This window comes from Streptomyces purpurogeneiscleroticus, assembly GCF_020024005.1.
Classification (GTDB): Bacteria; Actinomycetota; Actinomycetes; order Streptomycetales; family Streptomycetaceae; genus Streptomyces; species Streptomyces purpurogeneiscleroticus.
Map to the genome: position 1 here is coordinate 1 of NZ_NHSG01000352.1, position 23,356 is coordinate 23,356.

The 23,356-nt window shown below is 67.3% G+C and carries 25 protein-coding genes; 12 read left to right on the forward strand and 13 right to left on the reverse strand.

All coding sequences use genetic code 11. From position 1 onward, the window contains the following. Positions 1 to 228, reverse strand: a 228-nt coding sequence (locus CCS38_RS23865; RefSeq protein ID WP_223735342.1) for an alpha/beta fold hydrolase, incomplete at its 3' end; no start/stop codon positions are given. 65 nt (positions 229 to 293) lie between these two features. Here CCS38_RS23865 and CCS38_RS23870 point away from each other — a divergent pair. From CCS38_RS23870 to CCS38_RS23885, 5 genes are all read left to right on the forward strand, one after another. Continuing rightward, a complete protein-coding gene (locus tag CCS38_RS23870; protein WP_223735343.1) occupies positions 294 to 890 on the forward strand; it encodes a CGNR zinc finger domain-containing protein in 597 nt (198 codons plus the stop codon). An 80-nt stretch (positions 891 to 970) separates the two neighbouring features. Next, positions 971 to 1,102 carry a hypothetical protein gene (locus CCS38_RS35380; RefSeq protein ID WP_263302503.1) on the forward strand — a complete coding sequence of 44 codons (132 nt, stop codon included), beginning with the start codon at positions 971 to 973 and terminating at the stop codon, positions 1,100 to 1,102. A 176-nt stretch (positions 1,103 to 1,278) separates the two neighbouring features. Then, on the forward strand, positions 1,279 to 1,545 hold the full coding sequence (locus CCS38_RS23875; protein ID WP_223735344.1) for a hypothetical protein: 267 nt from the start codon (positions 1,279 to 1,281) through the stop codon (positions 1,543 to 1,545). Beyond that, a complete protein-coding gene (locus CCS38_RS23880) occupies positions 1,542 to 1,727 on the forward strand; it encodes a hypothetical protein (RefSeq protein ID WP_223735365.1) in 186 nt (61 codons plus the stop codon). Before CCS38_RS23875 ends, CCS38_RS23880 begins: the two co-directional genes overlap by 4 nt. Beyond that, positions 1,724 to 1,990: a hypothetical protein gene (locus tag CCS38_RS23885; protein ID WP_223735345.1), complete on the forward strand. Its 267-nt coding sequence runs from the start codon at positions 1,724 to 1,726 to the stop codon at positions 1,988 to 1,990. The genes CCS38_RS23880 and CCS38_RS23885 overlap by 4 nt, the downstream gene beginning before the upstream one ends. A gap of 579 nt (positions 1,991 to 2,569) precedes the next feature. Here the strand turns inward: CCS38_RS23885 and CCS38_RS23890 are convergent. From CCS38_RS23890 to CCS38_RS23915, 6 genes are all read right to left on the reverse strand, one after another. Further along, positions 2,570 to 4,657 carry an ATP-binding protein gene (locus tag CCS38_RS23890; RefSeq protein ID WP_223735346.1) on the reverse strand — a complete coding sequence of 696 codons (2,088 nt, stop codon included), beginning with the start codon at positions 4,655 to 4,657 and terminating at the stop codon, positions 2,570 to 2,572. A gap of 531 nt (positions 4,658 to 5,188) precedes the next feature. After that, the gene (locus tag CCS38_RS23895) at positions 5,189 to 5,365 is read right to left on the reverse strand and encodes an AfsR/SARP family transcriptional regulator (protein ID WP_223735347.1); all 177 of its coding nucleotides are present in this window, start codon (positions 5,363 to 5,365) and stop codon (positions 5,189 to 5,191) included. A 402-nt stretch (positions 5,366 to 5,767) separates the two neighbouring features. Continuing rightward, positions 5,768 to 6,469, reverse strand: a complete 702-nt coding sequence (locus tag CCS38_RS23900) for a glutamine amidotransferase (RefSeq protein ID WP_223735348.1) — start codon at positions 6,467 to 6,469, stop codon at positions 5,768 to 5,770. 55 nt (positions 6,470 to 6,524) lie between these two features. After that, complete coding sequence (locus CCS38_RS23905) at positions 6,525 to 7,526, reverse strand: PDR/VanB family oxidoreductase (protein ID WP_223735349.1); 1,002 nt, start codon at positions 7,524 to 7,526, stop codon at positions 6,525 to 6,527. A gap of 195 nt (positions 7,527 to 7,721) precedes the next feature. Beyond that, positions 7,722 to 8,690, reverse strand: a complete 969-nt coding sequence (locus tag CCS38_RS23910) for a diiron oxygenase (RefSeq protein WP_223735350.1) — start codon at positions 8,688 to 8,690, stop codon at positions 7,722 to 7,724. Between the two features lie 76 nt (positions 8,691 to 8,766). Then, on the reverse strand, positions 8,767 to 9,993 hold the full coding sequence (locus CCS38_RS23915) for a lactonase family protein (RefSeq protein WP_223735351.1): 1,227 nt from the start codon (positions 9,991 to 9,993) through the stop codon (positions 8,767 to 8,769). A 1,179-nt stretch (positions 9,994 to 11,172) separates the two neighbouring features. Here CCS38_RS23915 and CCS38_RS23920 point away from each other — a divergent pair. From CCS38_RS23920 to CCS38_RS23940, 5 genes are all read left to right on the forward strand, one after another. Further along, positions 11,173 to 11,715, forward strand: a complete 543-nt coding sequence (locus CCS38_RS23920; protein WP_223735352.1) for a GNAT family N-acetyltransferase — start codon at positions 11,173 to 11,175, stop codon at positions 11,713 to 11,715. A gap of 342 nt (positions 11,716 to 12,057) precedes the next feature. Continuing rightward, positions 12,058 to 13,146, forward strand: a complete 1,089-nt coding sequence (locus CCS38_RS23925; RefSeq protein ID WP_223735364.1) for a class I SAM-dependent methyltransferase — start codon at positions 12,058 to 12,060, stop codon at positions 13,144 to 13,146. Between the two features lie 58 nt (positions 13,147 to 13,204). Beyond that, positions 13,205 to 14,629 carry an iron-containing redox enzyme family protein gene (locus tag CCS38_RS23930; protein ID WP_223735353.1) on the forward strand — a complete coding sequence of 475 codons (1,425 nt, stop codon included), beginning with the start codon at positions 13,205 to 13,207 and terminating at the stop codon, positions 14,627 to 14,629. Beyond that, positions 14,626 to 14,946, forward strand: coding sequence for a Rieske 2Fe-2S domain-containing protein (locus CCS38_RS23935; RefSeq protein WP_223735354.1), 321 nt, complete (start codon positions 14,626 to 14,628; stop codon positions 14,944 to 14,946). The genes CCS38_RS23930 and CCS38_RS23935 overlap by 4 nt, the downstream gene beginning before the upstream one ends. A gap of 109 nt (positions 14,947 to 15,055) precedes the next feature. Then, on the forward strand, positions 15,056 to 15,712 hold the full coding sequence (locus tag CCS38_RS23940) for a LysE family translocator (protein WP_223735355.1): 657 nt from the start codon (positions 15,056 to 15,058) through the stop codon (positions 15,710 to 15,712). A 40-nt stretch (positions 15,713 to 15,752) separates the two neighbouring features. On the opposite strand, the gene CCS38_RS23945 is transcribed toward CCS38_RS23940, so the two are convergent. From CCS38_RS23945 to CCS38_RS23970, 6 genes are all read right to left on the reverse strand, one after another. Continuing rightward, positions 15,753 to 16,553, reverse strand: coding sequence for an MGMT family protein (locus CCS38_RS23945; RefSeq protein ID WP_223735356.1), 801 nt, complete (start codon positions 16,551 to 16,553; stop codon positions 15,753 to 15,755). 8 nt (positions 16,554 to 16,561) lie between these two features. Beyond that, positions 16,562 to 17,137: an RNA polymerase sigma factor gene (locus CCS38_RS23950; protein WP_223735357.1), complete on the reverse strand. Its 576-nt coding sequence runs from the start codon at positions 17,135 to 17,137 to the stop codon at positions 16,562 to 16,564. Between the two features lie 424 nt (positions 17,138 to 17,561). Then, positions 17,562 to 18,470, reverse strand: coding sequence for an alpha/beta fold hydrolase (locus CCS38_RS23955; RefSeq protein ID WP_223735358.1), 909 nt, complete (start codon positions 18,468 to 18,470; stop codon positions 17,562 to 17,564). Between the two features lie 70 nt (positions 18,471 to 18,540). Continuing rightward, positions 18,541 to 19,839 (reverse strand): ATP-grasp domain-containing protein, encoded by a 1,299-nt coding sequence (locus tag CCS38_RS23960; RefSeq protein ID WP_223735359.1) that lies wholly within the window; start codon positions 19,837 to 19,839, stop codon positions 18,541 to 18,543. Then, positions 19,829 to 20,773 (reverse strand): alpha/beta hydrolase, encoded by a 945-nt coding sequence (locus CCS38_RS23965; protein WP_223735360.1) that lies wholly within the window; start codon positions 20,771 to 20,773, stop codon positions 19,829 to 19,831. Before CCS38_RS23965 ends, CCS38_RS23960 begins: the two co-directional genes overlap by 11 nt. A gap of 84 nt (positions 20,774 to 20,857) precedes the next feature. Further along, entirely contained in the window at positions 20,858 to 22,168 is a 1,311-nt protein-coding gene (locus CCS38_RS23970) for an MFS transporter (RefSeq protein WP_223735361.1), read from the reverse strand. Positions 22,169 to 22,662: 494 nt separating this feature from the next. Between CCS38_RS23970 and CCS38_RS23975 the strand changes: the two genes are divergently transcribed. Then, positions 22,663 to 23,046 (forward strand): hypothetical protein, encoded by a 384-nt coding sequence (locus CCS38_RS23975; protein WP_223735362.1) that lies wholly within the window; start codon positions 22,663 to 22,665, stop codon positions 23,044 to 23,046. A 15-nt stretch (positions 23,047 to 23,061) separates the two neighbouring features. Further along, positions 23,062 to 23,356: helix-turn-helix transcriptional regulator (locus CCS38_RS23980; protein WP_223735363.1), on the forward strand; the 295-nt coding region annotated here is incomplete at its 3' end.

Genomic DNA, 23,356 nt, shown 5'->3' on the forward strand with positions numbered 1-23,356 from the left:
TTCGGGGGCGAGGCGGGAGTCGCCGAAGCCGAGGAGGTCCCAGACGTAGACGGTGTGGTGGCGGGCGAGAACGGGGATGGTGTTCCGCCACAGATAGGAGGAGGCGGGTGTGCCGTGGACGAGGATGAGCGGTGGGCCGTCGCCGAAGACGCCGGCGGCGACCGTCCCGGCGGCGACCGGTATGCGCTGCCGGAGCTTCCATGGCCGGGGGCGGGAGTGTGCGGTCATGCGAGCCCTCCACAGAGTAAGAGGTAAACTTGCATTTCTCTGGTTACGCTAGCATGGGGTAAGAGTTGAAACTCCTGTTTTCCGATTACGCGCTGGGGGCGGGCCTCGCCACGGCCCTCGTCAACACCTCCGCCCTGGTCCGCGCAAGCACCGGCGAGATGCTCCAGGACCCGGCCGCGCTGGCCCACTTCCTCAACGAGCATCACATCCCCACCGACACCGCCAGCCCCGAGCACCGGCCGACCGAGCAGGACCTCGAAGAGGTCCTGACGCTCCGTCAGGAACTGCGCTCGCTCCTGGAGACGGACAGCGAGGACCGGTTCGCCCAGGGTGCGAACGCGCTGGTCGCACGGGCCGGCACGCAGCCACTGCTGGAACGGGACGCCGACGGCCGCTGGCAGTGGTACCTCACCACCTCCCCGCAGACCCCGCTCGCCGGGGAACTGTCCGCAGTCATCGGCATCGGTCTGCTCACAGTGCTGCGCACCCTGAGCCATGACCGCGTCCGCCACTGCGCCTCACCCGAGTGCGCGGGAATGTTCGTCGACACCAGCAAGGCGGGCCGACGCCGGTACTGCATGCCCGACCTGTGCGGAAACCGCCTCAACGTCGCCAAACACCGCGCACGCAGGCACCCCGGCACACAGAAAAACGACTCGTAGCGCTGCGGCGCCGGCCACCCGCGCCCCGCGAGCTGGGCCGGAGTGGTGTCACCGATCCTCGGCATGGGCAGGATGACGTCATGCCCCAGGGGATCGAGCGGATCGTCGGACTTCTCCACGGAGCGGAACTACACACGATCCCCGGCGATCGCCATGACGTCCTCCCCGGCGCCGAGTTCGGCTGCGTCCTCCTCGGCGTCCTGGCACGGTAGGCCCCGGCGCCACCGGCCGACATACTTCGGCAGCCCGGTCGGCGTCCGCTGCAGCAGCTGGTGCAGTGAGTGCTGCAACCCCGGCACGCACGATGAGGTCTGCAGGTACTCGCAACAGGCGACGGGACCGTCCTGCTGCCGAGTTCCCCCACCAGACGGAGGAGGGCTTCATCGCCATGACAAACGACCTCCTGACCACTGCCAGGGCCGAAGCGCTCTTCAGCAGCAGCGTGACAGTCGGGTCCCATCTGACGAAGGGTGAGCTCACGGCAGCCGTTGCGCAGGCGATCCGCCGCCTCGGTGGGACCCGGGGATGCGCCATTGCGCTCGCCGGCGCCTACGGCGAGTTCCCGGAGACCGCCGTGCCCCGCATGCGCTGGGCGTTGCAGCAGGTACGTGCGGCCTACCCGCGGGCCGGTACGGCATCGGTGGAGAAGTGGTGAGCGCCATGGTCACGGAGCGGGGCACCGAACATCGCTGGCTGCCCGCCGGTGATCCGCGATCGCTGCCACTGTTGGACTCCGAAGCGGCGGGCCGGAACGCCGCGGGCGAGGACGTGCAGGTCGTGTACAGCGCACGTGGCGACCGATTCATGATCATTCCCCGGCTGAAGGCGGCGCCATGACTGAACGCGAGACGTTCCACGCAGGTAGCGAACGTGAATACCGTGCGGTGCTCCTGACTTACGAACTCCTCGTTGTAGTGCAGGAGACGCTGGCTCGGCACGGCGTCCCCGTACCGCCATCGGTGGAACTGAAAGCCGCAGCAGCCCGCATCGACACCCTGGACGAGGCCCTGATCGCGATCCGCGAGCTCGGCCGAGTGATGACGGCGGTCATCGGGGAGCAGGTACAGCCGTCGGCGGACCCGTCCGAAGCCGGCGCGTGACACCGCGGAGGGCGACCACACACCACGAAACATTGCGGACGGCTGGGCATTGACCATTCTCGGGAGAGATGTGAGCCGCCCTTCGTTGAAGATGCGGACGCCCTGATCCGGAGGCACCAGTGGCACGGCCACGGAGTCAGCAGCGCCGGCAGGCCACTTCGGTCCGATCGGGAGACCTGCGAAGCAGCGGTCACACTCACCTTGTTCCTGCTCCAGGCAAGATCCGTTGGAGGACGGTCCCTGGTGCGCCCTGACAACCACAACGTGGTCTGGCCCAGCTTCGACGCGGCCGGCCCCCGGGCGGATGCGCTGACACTGGCCGAGAGGCCGCGCTGGGCCACCTTGCACGGGCCGAGCCCACGGGTCCCGGCTGCAGTGGCTCCTGCAACAAGGCATCGTGGTCTCTGGTGGCATGAGCACCGTATGAGCCGCCATCGGCGCCCCCTCCGACGGGCACCGGCTCCTCTTCGTGGTGCAGGACGGTGTTGAGCGCGAAACCCGTCGTCTCCGCGACCACACCGAGCATCGCGATCGGAAGGATGGGCCCCGCCAGGCCCGGGCGGGCGTTCGACTGCGCGATCAGGTCTGGTGCAGGGCGTAGGCGAGGCCGTCGTCGGTGCTGTCCTCCACGCCCTTGCGGAAGGCCGCCTCGTACCCGGCGTCCCCGGCGGTCTCCCGTGCTTGGCGTTCGCAGGCTTCGCGGGCGGCGAGGAGGTCGGGCAGGCCGACCTGCGACCGGCCGGTGGTGTCCCAGATCCGCTGGCCGATGCCCAGGAGGCGGGCCGCCCGCTCGCCCTGTCCGGTGGCGGCGGCCACCGAGGCCAGCAGGTCGAGGGCCATGGCGATGCCGATGCTGTCGTGGAGCACGGCCTTGCCCTTCAGGGCGGTTCGAGTGTGCGTGGCGGCCTCGTCCAGTCGGCCCAGGCCCAACTCCGCCAGCCCCTGTACATAGTCGGCGAAGGCCCGGATCCACCGCTCGCCGCGTTTGACGCACTCCGCGCGCAGAGCGGCGGCTGCCGCGGCGGCCTCCGTGAACTCCCCCAAGCTCGTGTGGACGTACGTGCGTACCATCCATGCCAGGAAGCGCGCCCCGGTGTATGCACCGCCGTGCTCCTGGGTGTACGGCACCGCATCGAAGACCGTGGCAGCCTGCGCGGGTTTCCCACACAGCAGCAGGTGCGTGCCTTCGAGGTGGGCGGCGGCGATCAGCGAGGCCGGGTCGGCTGCCGCCTCGGCGCCGGCCCGGAACTCCTGTGCCATCCGCGCGACGGTGTCGGAGTCGCCCTGCCCCATGGCGATCACGCCGCTGGTCCATATCCCTTTGCTGCGGACCGGACCCGATGCCGGGCACCGCTGCATGGCTCGGTCGAGGTAGTGGCGGCCTTCCCCCAAGTAACCGCAGGCGAGCCAGAAGAACCACAGCGCACCGCCCATCTCCAGCGCGGAGTGTCCGTCCCCTTCGGCGAGGCAGAAGTCCAGCGCGGCACGGAGGTTGGCGTGCTCGGCGACCGTCCGGTCGTACCAGGTGATCTGGTCCGGACCCATCCAGGCGGCATCCGCCCGGTGGGCCAGCGCCCGGTAGTGGTCCCGGTGACGGCGGCGGAGCTCATCCTCTTCGCCCAGGCGGCGCAGCCAGTCGGCGCCATATTCGCGCAGGGTGTCCAGCATCCGGTACCGCTCGCCGCCGCCGGTAGGCTGCCAGGTCAGGATCGACTTGTCGACCAGCGCGGCCAGCAGGTCGGTGATGCGCTCGGCGGCCAGATGCGCGTCCGCGCACATCTGCCGGGCCGCCTCGGCATCGAAGGTACCGGCGAATACCGAAAGGCGTGCCCACAGCAGCCGTTCGGCGGGGCTGCACAGCTGGTGGCTCCAGCCGATCGCGGTCCGCAGGGCCTGGTGCCAGGGAGGATCGGCTTCGTAGACCAGTTCGTCGGTCTCGCCCAGGACGGCGAATCGGTCGTCCAGCCGCTCGGTCAACTCCTTTGCGGGCAGCTCACCCAGGCGTGCCGCGGCCAGTTCGATGGCGAGCGGAAGACCCTCCAGGCGCCGGCTCAGGGCGATCAGCTCTGCCCGGCCGGCCTCGGTGGCCGCGAAGCCGGGGACGTGCTCGGCGGCGCGCTCGGCCAGCAGCACCACCGCATCCGCCTGCGCCGCCGCGGGATCGTCGGTTTCCGGGATCGGCAGCGGCTCGACCGTGAGCACCTCCTCGCCGGGGACGTTCAGGGTACGGCGGCTGGTGGCCAGGATGCGCAGGCCCGGCGCGGCCCGCGCCAGCGCCTGGACGGTCATCGCGCAGGCGTCGGTCAGATGCTCGCAGGTATCCAGGACCAGCAGCAGCTCCCGGTCCGCCAGATAGTCGGCCAGAACATCGATCACCGGACGGGCAGTCTGGTCGGCCAACGGCAGCGCCTCGGCGATGAGGTGCGCCAGCAGCCCGCCCTGGCGCAGCGGCGACAGTTCCACCAGCCACGCCCCGTCCCGGAACCGGGGTTGCAGCCCGGCCGCGGCCTCCAGCGCGAGCCGGGTCTTACCCACCCCGCCGACCCCTGTGAGCGTCACCAGCCGCGCGGCCCCCGCGAACAGCCGCCCGATGTCCGCCAGCTCCGTACGGCGGCCCACCAGCTTCGTCTTCCCCGCCGGCAGATTGCCCACCTGTCGCTCGCCCACGGCCACGCTCGCCCTTCTCCCATCTGCACTCGCCCGCGCAGGGCTCGCCCGCGCAGGGCTGGGAACACAGTCTGCCGCCCTCAGCCACGCCGCGTGCAGCCGGAGAGAAAGTGCTCTACAACGCGTGGAAGCGGACTGTGGCAGTACAGGGAATGACAAGATCTGTGCGTGCCATGCAAAACGGCCGGCCGGCGGCGCAAGCACTATCGGTTCGGCACCGGATCCGGTCCAGGGTGATCGACCCGATTCGCGACTGTCCATGATTCGCCAGACACGCCTTAACGCACTGTGCAGTGCTTCGGCCGCTGTCGACAGATCGTCGGCGGCCCGAGCGGCATGTGCACGTACGACCTCATGATCGAAGCGGATCAAGTCCAGGCTGCTGGTGGGTACGGTCAGTCGGTAGCGGGCTTCGGTCCACCTGAGCACGTCGGAAGGCTCGCGGGGGGACCGCTCGGGGTCGAGTACCCGGCGCAGCCCGGAGGCATGTCGTTGCAGTAGGTTTACCGCGCGCGTCGGAGGCGTTGGACCTCAAACCGCTTTCATGAGCTGCTCGCGGCTCAGTGGATGGTTCGCGTGCAGCAGCAGCGCCGAGAGCACTATTCGCTGCTGCGCTTGGCCGAGGTACAGCTCGGACTCTCCCCGCCATGCACGCAAGGGGCCGAGCACTTCGAATCGCAATGTTCCTGACGCAGCCTGGTCGGGCATCAGCGCCCTCCATGGGTGGAATAGGGCGCCTCAATGCTAGCGCGGGGGCAGAGGCTGGCAAATCTAAAATGTCAGGTACTTCCCGGCACGCTTTCTCCGTTCAACTGCCACCCGGAATGCGGCTGATGTGGGACGAGGCGATCCGGAACGACGGCATCCGCCGACTCATGACGGAAATGGTCACCCGGCATCCACCGCGACGCCATCCAGCGCACCGGCCACACCGGAAACGCTTCTACGGCTAGGCCGCCACCGACATTGCCGCCCGCGTGGAAGCCGTCGACTGAAATTCGCACTTGCGCCCCCGCTGACTCCTCAGCCATGCCGTGGGCTGGGATGCTGCAGGATGCCGTGGTCGGCTTCGGCTACGACATCCCGCGCATGACCGGCGTGAATCAGATGCTACGCCAGCGCCTCGTCCAGCCAACGACCGAAGAACTTCCGTCCCTCGCGTTCGAGTTGGCATGCATGCTCCAGCGTGCGTGCCCTGATCTCGTTCACGGAAATCCCTGGGGATTGCGATATCTCATAGGAATGGCCGATCAGCCAGGATTCAATGGCGGCACCGGGGACTTCCGCATGGAACTGCAGCCCCAGGGTACGGCGTCCGACCGCGAACGCCTGGTTGCGGCAGACCTCTGTGGAGGCAAGGTGTACGGCTCCCACCGGAAGATCGAAGGTGTCGCCATGCCAGTGCAGTACCGGCGTGGACAACTCGGCGAGTGGAGAGGCGGCCCCTGCTTCCGACAGTTCGACTTCTCGCCAGCCGATCTCCTTTTCCCTGGCCGGATAGACCCTGGCACCCAGCGCAGCAGCAATCAGCTGCGCACCGAGGCATATTCCCAGGAGAGGGCGGTCGCGGGACGAGCGAGCTCGGATCAGAGCCATCTCCTCTTCCAGGAAAGGGTACTGAGCGGTGTCGCCCGCTCCGATCGGCCCGCCGAGAATGACGAGTAGCTGGGGAGAGTGCCGTTCTACACGTTCACGGATCCGGCCCTGCCCGGCATCTACGTACGTCACGTCGATGCCCCGTTCCTTCAAAACCTGCTCGAAGAAGCCCAAGTCCTCGAAGGAGACATGCCGGATTGCCACGACCTCGGTCATCTGTATTGCTCCATGATGGTGGTCCTGCCCCTGCAGGCCGGATGTGTCTCGTCGTTCACAGGTCCAGCACGAGCCGGGCGCCGTCAGCGCGGGAGACGCAGATCATCATGCTGTCCCCGGATGCCCTCTCGTCCTCAGTGAGTACCGCGTCCCGGTGCTCAGGCACGCCCTCGATGACGCGTGTCTCGCACGTCCCACAGACTCCTTCGTGGCAGGCTGACAGCGTCGGCACACCCGCTCGATCAGCCACGTCGAGGATTGACTCGTGCGGCAGGATCGTCAGGGTCGGACCCGAGCGCCGGCACACCACCTCGAAGGTCGCGGCGCGCTCCTCCTCGGGCACCATCGGCTGGGCCTTGAAGCGCTCCGTGCGCAGGCTGCCCTCCGGCCATCCAGCGCAGTACGTCTCGACTGCGTCGATGAGGGCCTCAGGTCCGCAGCAGTACACCAAGCAATCCTGGCGTGGCGTGCCCAGTATCTCCGCGAGCGGGAGCAACCCCACTTCGTCCTGCGGATAAATCTGCACCTTGTCGCCATAGGCCGCCAGCTCATCGAGGAAGGCCATTGATGTTCGCGATCGCCCGCCGTAGATCAGCCTCCAGTTCCGGCTGTCGGCCTCGGCCGAGGTCACCATCGGCAGAATCGGCGTGATGCCTATACCGCCGGCGATGAACAGGCCAAAGTCAGATTCCTCCAGAGAAAAGTGATTTCGCGGACCCCGGATCTGTACTGTCGCCCCTGTTTTGAGGGCCTGGTGGACGTAACGAGAGCCGCCACGGCCATTCGGCTCGAGGAGGACGGCGATCCGCCACGCGTACCGGTCACTCGGACTGCCACAGAGTGAGTACTGCCGTACCAGGTCGATCCCGGGAAGGATTAGATCAATGTGGGCCCCGGGCGCCCATGTTGGTAACTCCTGTCCTGATGGATCGACGAGAGTGAAGACCACCACGCCGTCGGCCGTCCTTACCCTTTCGCTCACGCGTAAGGAGACGGTGGGTTCTTGGCTGGGTTGCGGCGCGCTCTGCGCCGACAAGCTTGCGAGGTCGAGTGCCATGTCCTGCTTCCTTCTGCTCAGCGATTCGGTCCCGGGCGCGGGGGATGGTCCGCGGAACGCTGTCTGCACTCCTGTGCCGGGAGCCGTGGGATAGTAAAAGCAGCGTCGAATCCCTTGCCGGTGCCGCTACTCGGTGTGAACCCGGCGAGGCGGGCCGACGCGCTCATTCGGGTTGCAGGCGTCGGCCCTCGTCGGTCAGATGATCAGACCTCGCCGGGAGAAGCTGTCGCGGGCCGCGGTGGAATCCAGGAGACCGACCTCAGCCGCCAGCGAGACAATGCCTGAATAGTCGAGCGACGCCAGATCGGCGGTACCCAGCTTCCTGCACTCCTGTATCATTTCTTCCGCCTTGGGGAAGCCGATCTGCTGCAGGAGAGCCAGCCAGATGTCCAGCTCGCGGTCTGCGAACCAGAGCACCGGCTCGGGCAGAACGTCAGCGAACGCAGCACGCTGAGTCTCCGTCAGCTCGCTGAGAAATAGTTGAGCCAGAGACTGGAAGAGCGGACTGTGCACCATCTCGTCGTGACGATGTGCTGCCACCGTCATGCGATTGAAGGACTGGATGTCGTCGGTCTCGCTGAGCAGATGCAGGTAGTCGCTGATGAAGGTCTCCGATACCAGCGCCGTGGCGAATTGAACCATCCGCCGCTGCCACGGCTCGCTGTATTCTTGCTGGCGTTGGTGCATGTACCGGACAAGATTGAACTGAGGAACCACGACATCTTCCAGTCGGCGATGATGGCGCGTCAGCCGGCTTGCCTGTTCCACAAGGTGGACGTGGTAGACCTCGTCCACCATTGTCTCGCAGACCGCCTTCTGCGAGTCGGCCGTACGCAGGCCGGGCATCGTGCCTTTGATGATGTCGAGGCAGGTCGGGTTCACGATCTCGGTCTCGATCTGCACGGTCTTTGCGTTGTACATCAGCCAGCCGCAGCTCAGGATCCGGGACTTCATCTCGGGCGAGGACGACTGGTATTGCGGCATGGCGTGAAACGGTAGGAGGCTTTCGAGGAAGTCCTCCTTGTCCGGCTCGAAGAACGGTTCTAATTCCTGCTTCTTGACGTAGGCTCGCCTGGGCCAATTATTGGCGAGTCGTGCGAGCATGATTTTGGTGTGGGGCAGATCGTCGGTTTTGCCGAGACCTGCCGATCCCCCGTTGTTCATTTATCTGGCCTCTACTCTGCTGTGGTGATTCGGTTCATGTCCACAATGGGGACATCTTCGTCTGACGGGTACTCGGTCAGCGGTTCCGCCCGGCGGCGAACTCCCCGTGGAACATCGCCAGTCCGTCGTCGGCGGTGTAAACCTTCGCGACCTCGTCCGTGCTCGTATCGATCCGGACAAGGTGATCGCTGACGAAGCTGGATACGAACACGGACTCCTCGTCGTACATGGCCGTCGCCGTGTGGGCATTGCGGAAGTCGGCCGGCAATTCGCGGCCGGGGCGCAGCCGCTTGAGGAAGCACGGCCTGTCACGGTCGTAGATGTCCCAGACCGAGATGTATCCGTCCTTTCCGTAGACGAAGGGGTCGTCCGTGGGCGCCCGCCACGAATCCTCCTCCGCCACGTACAACTTGCCTTTCGCGATCGCCAGGTCCGAGGGCGGCCGGAACATTCCCGCACCGTCCGGCGTGCTGGTGGGGCCGATGACGCGCTCGGCGGTGTCCAGATCGGTGTCGATCAGCCAGACGCTCGGCCCGACGACGGCGGACCCCAGAGGTGTCCTGGACGTGGGCCCGGCCTGCATGGCCCCGACGTAGGCGTAGCGGTTGTCGATCCACGCCGCATAGTGCGCGAAAGCGCCGTACTCGGTCTCCGTACCCAGCGTGATCGCGTGCGTGACCTCGAGCTTTCCGGTATGGCGATCGGGCCGGTATACGCGCACCTCGCCGATGTCGTAGTCGTACCCGACACCCAGTCCGACGGTGCCCTTCTTGTTGAAGTTCACGCCATGGGTCTGCCTGGTCAGGGCGCGGTCCGAAAACAGAACACGCTGTTCCAGCGTGCCGTCGTCCTTGATCTTGAACCCGCGCACGCGGTCGTCCGTGTAGTGCGTGACGTAGGTGAACTTCGAGCGCGGCAGGAACGTGGGACCGTGCGTCTGCGTGTAGAGAGGCCTCGTCCAAGGCATGATCGGCTGCTTCGGGGCCGTCTGCCTGATGTTGGGCATGTCGGATGGCGTGCCTGCGGCGTCCAGCGGAACGATCTGTCGCAGCTCGACGTCGGCGGTCCCGGCCTCCCAGTCGACCTCGTTCAGGCGCAGTACGACGATGGACGCGTCAAAGGGCGGGATGGCGTCCGTGGCGACGTACACCGTTTCCTCGTCGGAACGGATCCAAGTGTGCTGGGGGCTGGCCGGCTGCCAACCGTCGATGCTCTCGAGCGGCACCTTGACCAACTTGTCCTCGTCCGCATTGACCAGGACAAGTTCCTTGGACATCATGTTCACCCCGGTGAGAATATGCATTTTCTTTTCCCCCTCTTTGGTGTTGGTGATCGTGAGAAGAGACCGACGCCCTTCGGCAGTTCTGCTCTCGAAGACGGGATTATCAATGAGAGAAGCCGAAATCAATACCAGTGCGGACGTAGTATTCGTCGGCCGCAGTTGATTCTGGTGGGTGAAGGACTCGGTGAGCGCCGCGGGTCATCGACATTCCCCGGGAGGAGATGCTGTGCGCTGCCGGCTCATCCCGTAGCTGGACGGTGCCGGATCGCAGCGGTCAAGTCGAATGTGCGCGAGAGGGAGTACCGGCGTGGTGGCGTCAGGATCACAGCTGCTGACTCCCGGATTCCGCTTTATCCGAAGGCGTACAGCGGATCGGAATCATGATGCATGACGAATGAACCATGGTCGCTTTGCCTCCCCCGTTGGCTCTCCGCGACGGCCCCAGGCTAACAGCAACATTCTTCGAGCAATGGTTGAATGGACGGCAAATCGTAAATATGTGCGATCTTTTGGGGATCGCTTCTCAGTGCTTTCCGAGCCTGATTGAAAATTCAGCTGAGAGGTGACTGCAACCACTCAAGTCGTTGCGGTGTTCAAGGTGACGGGATTCTTCTTGTCTTCTGCGCTGTGCCGACGCTGCTGCAGACAGGCGTGTGCGGCAGCACGCCTGCACGTCATCGCGGCGGCGAAGGGGGCGGGAGGCAGTCTGCCGAACCGTGCGCAGCCATCCGGGCGTTCGGTCGTGGTGGCTGCCGGGGGTGGCGTAGCGGCACTTCGGCCCGTACGAGCGTGGGGTGCTGCCGCAGACGGCGGGCACTGGTCATGCGCAGCAGCGCATGAAGCGCTGAGTCGGGACGGCATGCCTCGGCTGTCGTAGAGCAGCTCCGCTTCCATGGCCGGGCCCGCCAGTCATGGCTGAAGGCTGCGCGCATCGAAGCGTCCACCCAAAGGGTCGGCGGCGCGAAGCCGGCACCGGCTCCCGCGGCTTCCCGCCGTCGCCCCACATGGATTTCACCTCTCCGAGATCCCCAGAGGCGTGAACCGTGTGCTCGCAGGCAGCTGTGGGAACTGTTCAGCCCCCGCAGGTGCCGCTGGCCACCAGCCGTTGCAGCGACGACGCCGAGCAGCACGGGCACGTCACGGCCTGGAGACCACTTTCATCGGTTGCCGTCGGCCGGCCCGGTCGGATAGGAAGCCTGCATGCTGAGGGGCAGGAAGGTCGGGCTCAGGGCCCGGCACGAGGACGACATCCCGGTCCTGCAGGCCGAGCTCTACGACGACGTGGTCAACTACTCGCGGGCCGCAGGCCGGCCGTGGCGGCCGATCACGCCCGGCTCGAAGGAGTCGCAGCTCGTGGTGGACGACAAGGACGAGCGGCAGGTCCCGTTCTCCGCGGTGGAGCTGGACAGCGGCACGCTGGTCGGCACCGCAGTGCTGGCGAACATCGACGACCACAACCGGTCCGCGCACATCGGGCTGGGGCTGCTGCCGTCCGCCCGCGGCAAGGGGTACGGCACCGACGTGGTCGCGGTGCTGTGCCACTACGGTTTCGTCGTGCGCGGCCTGCAGCGGCTGCAGATCGAGACGCTGTCGGACAACACCGCGATGCTGCGCTCCGCCGAGCGCAACGGCTTCGTCCGCGAGGGCGTGCTGCGCTCTTCGGCTTGGGTGATGGGAGAGTTCCTGGACGAGGTGCTGCTCGGGCTCCTCGTCCAGGACTGGACGCCGGGCTCGAGGAGCTAGCTGCCGCCGGTTGGCCAAGGTAGGGCCGTGGGATCACCAAGAGCGGCCAGGGCGTTGTTGTCCCGCGTGAGTAGCCGCCGTCCGCCCGGGCATTGCGCATTTCAAGAGATGACGGGCACTGGCCCGTCACCCTGCCCGGCACGAGTGCGTGGGTCCCCTCGAAGCGTCACCGCCAATCACATGCGAGCACGTCAGCCGGCTGCCTGCGAAGGCACTGCAGCGGTCCCTGCAGCAGGTACTGCAACCCGGTCGTACACGATGAACCGCGCATGACGACCATCTGAAGGCGCAACGTTTCCCGGCGCCGGAAAACAGCTACTTACGGGGGTGTTCGTGCACGTCATGATGCCTGTCAGTGACTCCCTGCCGCATAGGTCGGAAAAGACGACCTCGCCAGGAATAACGCCGCAGGAACCGCCGGGGTGTTCTCCGGATCTGCACCTCGCGCTGGCTTCTCTGCACGCCCAGGCAGAGGAGCTGGCACAGATGACGCGGACGACGGTCGAGGCACTCACCTCGCCTTCCGGCATGCCGGTGCCCGGCTCCGCGGCCTTCGATCGGATCGCCCGGCAGACCGTGCCGCGCTGGCACTTCGCCATGCTGAATGACACCGAGCGGAACGAGCGGCTGATCGGCGCGGTGCAGCACCGGGTACCCCAAGGCTGCGTCGCCCTGGACATCGGTACCGGTACCGGACTGCTCGCCATGGCCACCGTCCGCGCCGGCGCCTCGCACGTCTACACCTGCGAGGCGAACCCGCTGCTCGCCGAGATCGCCCGGCAGACCGTGGCCGCGAACGGCATGTCCGATGCCATCACCGTGTTGAATACGCTCTCCACCGACCTGGAGGTCGGACGGGATCTGCCCCGCAAGGCCGACGTTCTTGTGTCGGAGATCGTGGACTGCGGCCTGATCGGCGAGGGACTGTTGCCCACCGTGCGGCACGCTCGGGAACACCTGCTGAGGCCCGGCGGGCTCATGATGCCGGTGTCGGCCCGTTTGCACGGTCGGCTGATCCGGAGCGGGGCGATGGTGGAGCTGAACCGGGTGCAGGAAGCCGGTGGCTTCGACGTGTCGTTGCTGAACGCGACGGCATCCCGCGGGCATTTCCCCGTACGCATGCACACTTGGCCGCACGAACTGCTCTCCGAGCCGTTCGAGATGGCCGCCTTCGACCTGCGGTCGGACGACCTCCTGCCCGGCCGCAGTCGCCTGTCGGTGCCGGCCACCGCAGACGGCCGGGCCGACGGGATCGTCGCCTGGTTCTCGTTGGATCTGGGGGGCGGATTCGAGCTGTGCAACTCGCCCGTCAACCCGGACTCGCACTGGATGCAGGCGCTGCTCCTCTTCGAGAAGTCCGTCTCCGTGACGGCCGGGCAATCTCTTGATCTCGAACTGCGGTGGACCGACTTCCAGCTCACCGTCTCCTGACCAGGCATCGCTGTGTCTTCTCCGGATTTCGTCTATCCAGATCAGAAAGGCATGCACCATGAGTCACGTCACCCGTCCCTACATACCCTTCGAGCTGCGCGGTCAGGAACTCCGTGACGCGGTCGTACGGTATGCGAGCAACCCCATTTACCTCGACAACGAGGAGTGGGAGAACAGCGACAACCCCTACCGGCGCCAGCTTCGTCCGCAGGTGCTGCCGCACCTGGACTACGACTCCGTTCCCGGTCGTGCGGAGATCCTCGATTACAGCAGTCTGGCCGTTCAGCGGCTGCTCACCAGCATCTACGAGGCAGACCTGGTCTTCCTCCCGAAGTCCGGTCTGCACGAGGAAACTTGGCAGGACTTCAAGAGCTTCTACAGCCCGAGCAACCGCGTGCTGGGGGAGATGATCCGGCCGGCGCTGGAGAAGTATGCGTTCGGGTTCCTGGACGACGAGGTCGAGGTCTCCGGGCAGTGGACCAAGGAGAGTTTCCGCGCCTACATCGAATCCCTGGGGGCGAACGAGCCGGCCGGGGCCTCGCTCACGGAGAAGGCCATACTCTCGTCCGCAGACCGCGAGCGGGCCGCTCGCATGTGGCTGATCCAGTTTGCACCGGACTTCCTGTCCGAGGCATCGCCAATGATCCGTAACGTCATGGGTTACTACGGCGCCACACAGTCCGAGTGGTTCAAAATCATCATCGACGAGTACGGCTACGGCGTCCATGACACCAAGCACAGCCGTCTCTTCGAGCGCACCCTGGAGTCGGCGGGCCTGCAGACCGACATTCACCGGTACTGGCAGTACTACCTCAACAGCAGTCTGCTGATGAACAATTACTTCCACTACCTGGGCAAGAACCACGAGCTGTTTTTCCGGTACGTCGGCGCGCTGTACTACACCGAGGCCACGCTGGTGGACTTCTGCCGTCGTGCCGCCAACCTCCTCACCACGGTGTTCGGGGAGGAAATCGATGCGACGTACTTCACCGAGCACGCTCACATCGACCAGCACCACGGCCGGATGGCCCTGGAAAAGCTGATGATCCCGCTCATCGAGGAGCACGGTGAGCAGATCATCCCGGAGATCGTACGGGGGATCGAGGAGTACCGCGTCATCCAGACGGTCAGCGACGAGGACCTGGCCGCTCAGATCGCGTGGATGGACCGCGGGCCGGAGTTCAAGAAGCTGCACGCGCCGGTGTGGGAGGCACTCGAAAGCGGCCGGGTCACCGCCCCTGTTGCCGACATCGTCGAACCGAAGGGCGAACTCTCCAACACACACTGCCACGACGGCGATGAGCTGTGCCACATCGTCTCCGGCACGATGAAGTTCGTCAGCGGCTTCGACTCGTACCAGATTCTCGAAGCCGGCGAGGGAACGGTCATCCAGAAGAACCGCTTGCACGGAGCCATCATCGAGTCCGACGAATGCGTCTACCAGATTCACTCGGTGGGGGACTACCAAAAGTGCTTGTCGTGACGTTGGCGGTGTCCGGCCGTGAGAACTGCGTTGCGGTGGACGGCGTGCCGTACGTGTATGTGCGGGCCACAGCGGGCTCCTTCGTGATGCGTGCCGACTGCCCGCATCGCGGCGGGCCGCTGCATCTGGCCACGGAGGCACCGGGAGGGAAATACCTGATCTGTCCCTGGCACGAGCGCCGCGCCTCGGTGGCTCGGCTGCGGCGGGAGATCCCCGCCGTACGGACGGGTAGGTCCGTACGCGCCGTACTGCCCCATTCATCGAACGCGCCGGTGACCTGGCAGCACCGTCCGCTCTCGCGCGACCTGGCGTGCTGAACCGCAGGCCCCGCGCAGAAGCCGGTCCGCACCAGCCGTGTCCGGGCATCCCCCGGACACGGCTCACCGATGACGGCGCCCCACACCATGCCGAACCGGGAGAGCGGCAGTGCCCAGTCTCCTCTTCTTGAGTACGTCCCTACTGATCGTCGCCACCCCGGGCCCCGACTCCGCGCTGGTGACCAAGATCGTGCTGTGCACCGGCAAGCGTCTTCCCGCGGCAGTAGCGGCGCTCGGCATGATCACGGCGGGTGCTCTGCACGCAGCTCTGGCCGTGTCCGGGGTATCCCTGCTCTTGCGCGCGAACCCGGCTCTGTTCACCCTTCTGCGGTGGGGCGGTGCCGCCGTGTTGCTTCTGTGGGGATTGACGGCTCTATGGGCCGCCGCCCGGCCGGCCGGCAGCAGACACCCACGCGACCGCGCCGCGGGCGGCCGGACGCATGCCTCGCTGCGCCGGTGCTTCGGCGCCGGTCTCCTGTGTACCGGAAGCAACCCGAAGGTGGGATTGTTCCTCGTCGTCTATCTGCCGCAGTTCGTGCCGCCCGGCTCGCCCTGGGAAATGACCATGGGCCTGCTCAGCGCTGTGCACCTGGGCCTGGGGGCGCTCTGGCTGGGCTTTCTCATCTCCGCCGTCCATCGGTTGAGGAAGTGGGCCGCGACCCGCTGGTCTGCGCCGCGTGCACAGGGCGCCGGACTGCGGGTGGCCGACGGAGTGATGGGTGTGGTCTTCATCAGCTTCGCCGCCCGGTTGGTGTGGAGCTCATGAAACGCGTTCACGAGGCGGGCCCGGCACTGTCGCGGTCGGCTCATGCGGACAGGGGCCGGCAGCTCCGGCATGGGCGGTAGCCCGCGCGCCGGGCATCTCGGGCGGACCGGAAGGGGACTCGGTGCCGCGAGGTGATGCGGCGAGCGTGCCCACACAGGGGGTGACAGTAGATACGGGTGGTATCGCTGCCGAGATAGACGGTTTCCGCTTGCACCAGAGCGAGTACCTGTGCCGGGTCCATGCCCTCCTTCGACCTCAAGGCATCGCCGACGGCCTGGCCGTACGCCGCGTCACAGGGCCGGCCGTTGTCGTGAGCGACACGGTGACAGGGGATCAACAAGTGCAAGGGGTTGCGAGCCAGTACGTCCACCACATCCGTGGCGGTGACCGGCAGCGCGGCCTCCCGCGCCACCCACGAGACCGGACGGAGCTGACCGTACGGAATCGTGCGGACAGCGTTCAGCACCGCGCGCTCCATCGGCGTCACGCCACTCAGATCGATCCGCAACTGCTTGGCGCGCCCCGTACGCACCATCGGCCGCACCCCGGGAGCGGGGGAGTGGTCCCGCACCGCTGAACGGCCCGTGGCGGCCAGATGCCGTTCCTCGAATTCCCGGGCCGTCGGCACCACCGCGGACAGCGCGGCGTGCGTCACCTCCCCGCGGTGCTGCGCCACGTAGAGCCCCCCGGCAGAAGTCTCCACACGGACATAGGTGTCGTAACGGCTCTCGGAGATGCCTACGTGCCGCAAGGCCTTCAGCTCGAAATGGGTCGGTTCGGTGTCCGCCAGCCCTGCCAGCACCGCTTCCATCGGCGTCTCATCCGCCTGCTGTCCGTTCACTCCTCCACTCATGCCCTCACCTCACTGTCCGGCGCGTCCGGCCCCAGCAACGCCCGTAGGATCACCAAGCCTCGCGAGACCTGCGCCTTCACGGTGCCGACCGGGCGTCCCTGCGCCTCGGCGACTTCGGCATAGCTCATGCCCAGGACGTGACGCATCACCACTGCCTGTCGGTAATGCTCCGGCAGCCTGCTGAGCGCGCCCCCGAGCCTCTCCCGCTCCGCACCGCGGGCCACCACCTCCTCCGGGCCAGGGCCGGCCTCGGGCCACTGGTCGGAGGCATCCTCCAGCCGGGCGGCCGAGACCGGGCGCCGGGACTTCGTCCGGACGTCGTTCCGCCAGACGTTCGTGGCGATGCTCAGCAACCACGCTCGCGGGCGCAGTTCCCGGCAGCGCTCCGCCGAATAGCTCCGCAGGGCCTTGTAGGCCCGCAGGAACGCCTCCTGTCCGAGGTCCTCCGCGTCGGCGGCCGAACCGGACAGCCGGTGCAAGTACGTGCGGACCGTCGAGCCATGGACCCGGACCAGCTCCGCGAAGCCGCTGTCCAGATCCGTCGCCAGGCGCTCGGTCAGCCGTTCAGACATCTCGTCCTCACCCAACGAACACCGCCAGCGATGAAGCAGTTGCACGGCAGAGGGGACAAGGGGCAGATGCCGGGCGCCAGTTGTCAGCCGGACGCTCTCGCCTGGCCACCCGTGTGCACCTCGTCGTACGACAGCTCCTCCCGGTCGCGATTGACCATGACGCAACGCTCGGTGGGCTCGGTCACCGTCGCCGCAAGCCGCAGTCCGCCGACCGACAGGGGGCCGGCCCACCTGTGTGTCCTCCATCGGAACCACGGCACCCCGGTGTCCGGCAAGATGTCGGTCTTCGGACTTCTCGGTGGCGAGAGCGGCCTCCTTCCCCAGCGCCTCGGAGCGAGCCCCGTGAACACAAGGATCACTGCCGCGTCACACTTCCCCGCCGGGTGACAGCAGACAGGGACACAGCTGTCGGACACCGGCACGGTCAGTGCTCCTTCCAGAACTCGCGCAGCAAACCGTGTACGGTCTCCGGCTCCTCGACATGGCAGAAGGACCCGCTGCGCTCCAGGATCACGCACTGCGCGCGGGGTGCCCATGCGCAGAACTCCCGCTGCATTGCCGGATACAGGGCCCGGTCGTAGCGGCCGGCCAGCACCAGCAGCGGCGCCCGCAGATCCTTCAGCCGGGGCCGGAAATCGGGCAGCCGGGCCGCCTCGCCGCCGACTGCGAAGTCGACGTCGTCCCCGCAGAAGACGGGGTAGAGCTCGGTATTGCGGGCCCCAGGCTCGGTCGCGAGGAGGGCGGCATTGTCGGGGTTGTAGAAGCGGACCAACTTCATGCCGACGGCGAACTCGGCCTGCATCAGAGGGTCGGTGGACGGCACACCCGCCGCACGCAGCGCGGAGATGCGGTCCCACACCTCAGGGAACTGCAGCTGGATCTCCCGGTTGATGTTCTCGTGGTTGAGCTGCCACATTTCCGGGCTGTGCAGGCTGTTGGCCAACGTGAGAGTGCGCACCGCTTCCGGGTGCTCCAGCGCCAGCGCCTGTCCGAGGAGGCCGCCGTAGGAGAAGCCGTAGATGTGCACGGAGCCCACGCCGAGCGAGTCGATGAGTACGGCGATGTCGCTCACGTCGCTCGCCAGGGTGATGCTCGACAGGTCGTTGGGGACATCGGAGCGACCGCGTCCGTACAGGTCGACGTAGATCACGCGGTGATCCGAGGCCAGTGCGTCGAAGTGGGGATGGAAGACGACATGCGAGCCGGCCGGGCCGAGCCCGGCGAGGAGCAGGACCGTGTCACCTTCGCCCTCGCTCTCCACCCACAGCCGGTGACCTCGAATCTCGTGGTACGCACCGTTCGGGTGGCGCACAGCCGTTGTGTACTGGGACATGGTGTGTGCCTCCGGTTCCGTTTCCGTGCTTTGCACAACAGCCCGGCTCCATGCTGCGAACAACAGCACGTCAGGTGTGGTCGAGCCGCAGCTGCGCCTCCATGCGGCGTACCGCCCGGCAGTCGGCCTCGACCTGGCTGGGGTCCTCATGCGCCAGGACCACGAACCCCAGGGAGAGGGTGTTCAGCAGGTCCCGGGTGACATGCAGGCGCTGTCCGTTGTGAACGTGGACAGCGGAATGATGCAGCGACGGCAATTCCTGGACGGCGTCGAAGACCTCGGGGTTACGGACCACTCCTGCGGAGCGGCTGATCAGGAACACCACTCGCATATGCCGGTGGAGCGCGTAGCCGGTGGGTATCGGCTCGCCCGGGCCGCCGAGGACGCTGCGTACCGTTCGGTCGATCTGGCTGTCGCCCGTGGCATGGCGGTTGAACGGCGGGTGGCCACCGCCGTGCGGGCGTGCGTTGAGTTCGATCAGCCGGGGCCCGTCGGCGGTCTGCATGATCTCGACGTGCGCAGCTCCGAAGCGCATACCGACCGCGTCCAGGACGCCCCGGGTGTAGCGGGTCAGCTCCGAGACGACCGGGTCGTCCGGAGCCACCCACTCCATGGTCGAGTAGACCGCCATGTGCGGCCCGTTGTCGACCTTGGCGTAGCGGGTGACGTCGGCCACCGTGTGCACCCCGTGGTGGCTGAAGGTGTCGACGACGTACTCGGTGCCGGTGATGTACTCCATCAGCAGCATGCGGTCGTTGACCACATCCCATTGATTGAGGCAGCCGAGCTGCTTTTCGAAGGCATCCCGCCACCCCTCGCCGCGCGGCAGCCGCAGGACGCCGTCGGTGCTCGCACTCTTCGGCGGTTTGATCACCAGGTCCCGCCCGGCCAGGCCGGTCCGCGCGATCCATGTCTGGGCCTCTCGCGGGTCTGCCGTGCAGATCTGCGCGGGAGTGGGCAATCCGGCGGCGGCCGCCGCAGCCGCCATTTCCCCCTTGTCACGCCGCGCTGCCCGCAGCGCCGGCACGTTGGCCCGGCCCGGCACCACCTGCGCGGCCAGGAAATCGGCCAGCTCCACACCGGGGTCCGCCCCGGGCACCACGCAGGCCGGGGAGAGCTCGCGCAGCCGCGCCAGCACCGGACCGGCATCGCCGTCGTAGCGGATGACCTCGTCGAAGTCCTCCGGATGCCACGACGGGGCGTAGACCTCCATGACCTCCGGCCGCGACAGCACCGCGACCGGTTGCAGCCCTGCCGCACGGAAGGCGGGAGCGTAGTACCTGCCCGAGGAGTACGGGTCGACGATCACCGCGGGGCCGAAGCGCTCCCGCGCCCCCGTCGGGTGCCCGGCTCGGAGGTCAGTCGCCAAGGGAACCGCACTCCTCGGCCAGTCCGGCTGCGGCCAGGCAGTAACGCTGCCACGCATTGTCGACCGCCGGGCTGAGCGCTCGGGCGCGGACGGCGGCGTGCACCAGGCCCTCCTCGATCACGAGTTCGACGGGCGTGCCGTGCTCGCCCAGCCGCTCGGCGTACTCCTCCGAGTCCACCCGCAGAGAATCCATCTCCGCGCCCATGATGTACGCGGCGGGCAGGCCGTCGAAGGTGCCCGAGAGCAGCGGGGAGACGTAGGGGTCCGCGGCCTGCTCCGCTGCGGGGCAGTAGCAGGCGGTGTAGTACTCCATCTCGCCGCCGGTCAGCAGCGGCACGTCCGCGCCACCGTGGCGCCAGCGTGTGAAGTCCAGCACCGGGCTGATCAAAGCCTGGCCGCGCAGCACGGGCCCGCCCCGGTCGCGGCTCATCATGGCCAGGACGACGGCCATGTTGCCTCCGGAGCTGTCGCCGCAGACGACGACCCGGTCCGGGGCCACATCGAAGCGGTTCGCCTCCGCGACCACTCCGCACAGCGCTCCGTAGCAGTCCTCCAGTGCTGCGGGGAAGGGGTGCTCGGGAGCCATCCGGAAGTCCAGAGCCATGGTGACCAACCCGGACCTGGCGGCCAGCTCGGCGACGGCGCTGTGGTGGGTGTCCAGGGAACCGACGACGAAGCCGCCCCCGCGTATGTACACCAACACCCCTCGCCCGCGCCGCTGCTTCGGTCGGTAGACCCGGATGCGGTAGCGGCTGCCGTCATGGCGGACCGTGTCGTCGAAGCACGTCACCCCTTCGGGGTCCTGGTAGGGGAACTCGATCGTCAGCCCGTGGTAGAGACGGCGCTGCTCCTCGACGGGAAGACGGTAGAAGTCCGGCGGCATCGCTGTATTGCTGCGGTCGACGAACTCTTCGACACCGGGTGCGTACGGCATGTGCGGTACTCCTGCTCCTGAAAGAGGTTCGGCCACTACGGGCGGGAACTGGCGCGGCCCGGGTTCGGGCCGCGGAGAAGGGCGTCAGGCGTCCGAGGACTGGGCGGCGGGGCTGCGCAGGGCCGCCCCGTCCGACGGGGGCGGCGTCCCCCGGAACTCGGCGCGTATTCCCCTGCGGACGAGCACGGGAATGCACAGGACGGTACCGAGAGCGCCCGCCCAGACGGCCGCGCTGAGCCCGTACGCGGCGATGACACCGGATGCCATGACGCTGCCGAGCGGGATGCTGCCCCACAGCAGGAAACGCTGCACGGAATTGACCCGGCTGAGGAGCTCGGGCGGGGAGTCGGTCTGGCGCAGGGTCAGGGAGGTCGGGCCGAAAGCCCCTTCGCCGATGCCGTGAATCACACTGCCGGCCACGAGGCCGCCGACGGAGCCGAGGCTGCCCGCGACCGGCATGGCCACCAGCCCGGTGACCGACACGCAGGCGCCGACGACCAGCGTCTTGGCCACGCCCCAGCGGTCCACCATGCGCCCGCTGAGCAGATTGCCGACAGGGAAGCCGGCGGCCGTGGCCCCCACCACCAAGCCGATACCGATGGCTTCCAGGTGCAGCACGTCACGGCTGTAGAGCACCAGAGACGCCTCGACCATGGTGAGGAAGAGGACATAGACCGTGCCGCAGAGGATGACCGGCTCCAGACGCGGGTGCCGGAAGAAGAAATGCAGGCCGTCTCGTACGTCGCGCACCAGCCAGCCACGCGGTCGCTCCCGGGACTGCTGCGGCAGCCTCGGCTCACGCGTCCTGATCCACAGCACGGCCAGGACGGAGAGGGCGAAGGTGAGGGAGTTCACCGCGACCGCGGCGACGACACCGATGAAGGCAATCACCGGCCCCGCCAGGACGGGTCCCAGCGACTTGCTCACCGACTCCGAGAGGAACAGCCGGGCGTTGCCCCGCTGCAGCTTCCTCGTGCCGGTGAACAGCACCGGCAGATAGGAGGTGTAGGCGACCTGGAAGAAGACCGTGCCGCAGCCGGCGACACCGACCAGGGCCAGGAGGACGACGAGCGAGAGGTGGCCGGTCAGCGCCAGCAGCGCGATCAGGCCGAAGCAGACGGCCTGCAGGGCGTCGCAGATGATCATTGCCGTGCGCCGTGGCACCCGCTCTATGATCGCGCCGGCCGGCAGGCCCAACACCAGGAACGGGCCGAAGAGGAACATGGGTATCAGCGCTGCCTGGGCCGGGCTCGCATCGAGCGTCACCACGGCTAGCAACGGCAGGGCGAGCACCATGAACTGATCGCCCAACAGGCTGGCCGATTGTCCGGCCCACAGCTTGCCGAAGTCGCGGGCGGCGCCGGGCGGGCTCTTGGCGGCGTAGTCAACGGTCATCGTTCGGGTCTCTCCCGTCCTTCGCGCGCGGGTGGGAAACACAACGAGCCCGGAAGCCGGCGTCGCAACCGCCTCCCGTGCCATCTCGCTGAAGTAACACCGGCCGGACGCGGTGGGTTGCACGGCGCTGGAACCATGGCGGGGGCACCGGAGGAAAGGGATCTCGATCTCTGGACCTCGATCTCCGTTGGCGCCCCGCAGGACAATGAGAGGGCCGCATTTCACATGCTGCACGCCCGTTGGGTCGGCCCGCGGAGTCGGTGGGCCCTGTCCGTTCCAGGACCTCGTTGAGGCTGCTGTGAATCAGTTGGTGGAACACCGGCGTGCGCCGGCCTCCGTACGTGCACTGGAGCGGCCAGTGCGGTCCACCCCGCCGTCGTCCCCCGAAGCCGCCTGCTGTGGCATGACGTACTTACCGCCCGCAGCGCCGCCACACCCTGAGGAAACGAAACAACAACTTGTTGTGTCATTGTTCCGTCGCGTAGGGTGGTCGTATGGCACGTGACGCTCGGGACGAGGCCCGCGAACGGCTGTCCGCAATGGCCGGCGACCCCACCCTCCAGGAGACCGAGGCGCGCCGCCTGGAGCGGGATGCCGCCCTGCTTCATCGGCTGCTCACCGCCGTCGGCCCCCAGCCCAGCGGCCGGTCGGCCCCCGAGGTGACTCCCGACGATCTCGGCGCGGCGCTCAGCCTGTTCGAGGGCATGCGCAGTCAGTTGGACCGGCTCGAGACCCAAGTGATCATCGAGGCCCGGCGTCGCGGCCTGGACTGGCGGCAGATCGCCGGGTACCAGGGCATGAAGTCCTCCCAGGCCGCCTCGCAACGCTACCAACGGCTGATGACGCGGCTCGAAGAGATCCGCCAGGGCGTCCGGTAGGGGAGGGGAGTACCGATGAATCACCAGCCCGAGGAGCTCTTCTCCGCCATCGACTCCCTCCTGGCCGCCGTTGACGAGGGCACCGTGCTGCCTGCCCCGTCCGAGCGGGTCCGGCTGCGGGAGGCCGCCGGGCTCACCCAGGCCGCCGTCGCCCAGGCTCTTGGCGCACGCGTACAGAGCATCCAGGCATGGGAAGCAGGCCGCGCCGAACCCAAAGCAGAACGACTGGAGGCATACCGCAGACTCCTCGAGGGCCTCGCTCAGCGCTACCCCGCACCCGAGCCGGCTGCCCCTGCCGCTGCCCCTGCCG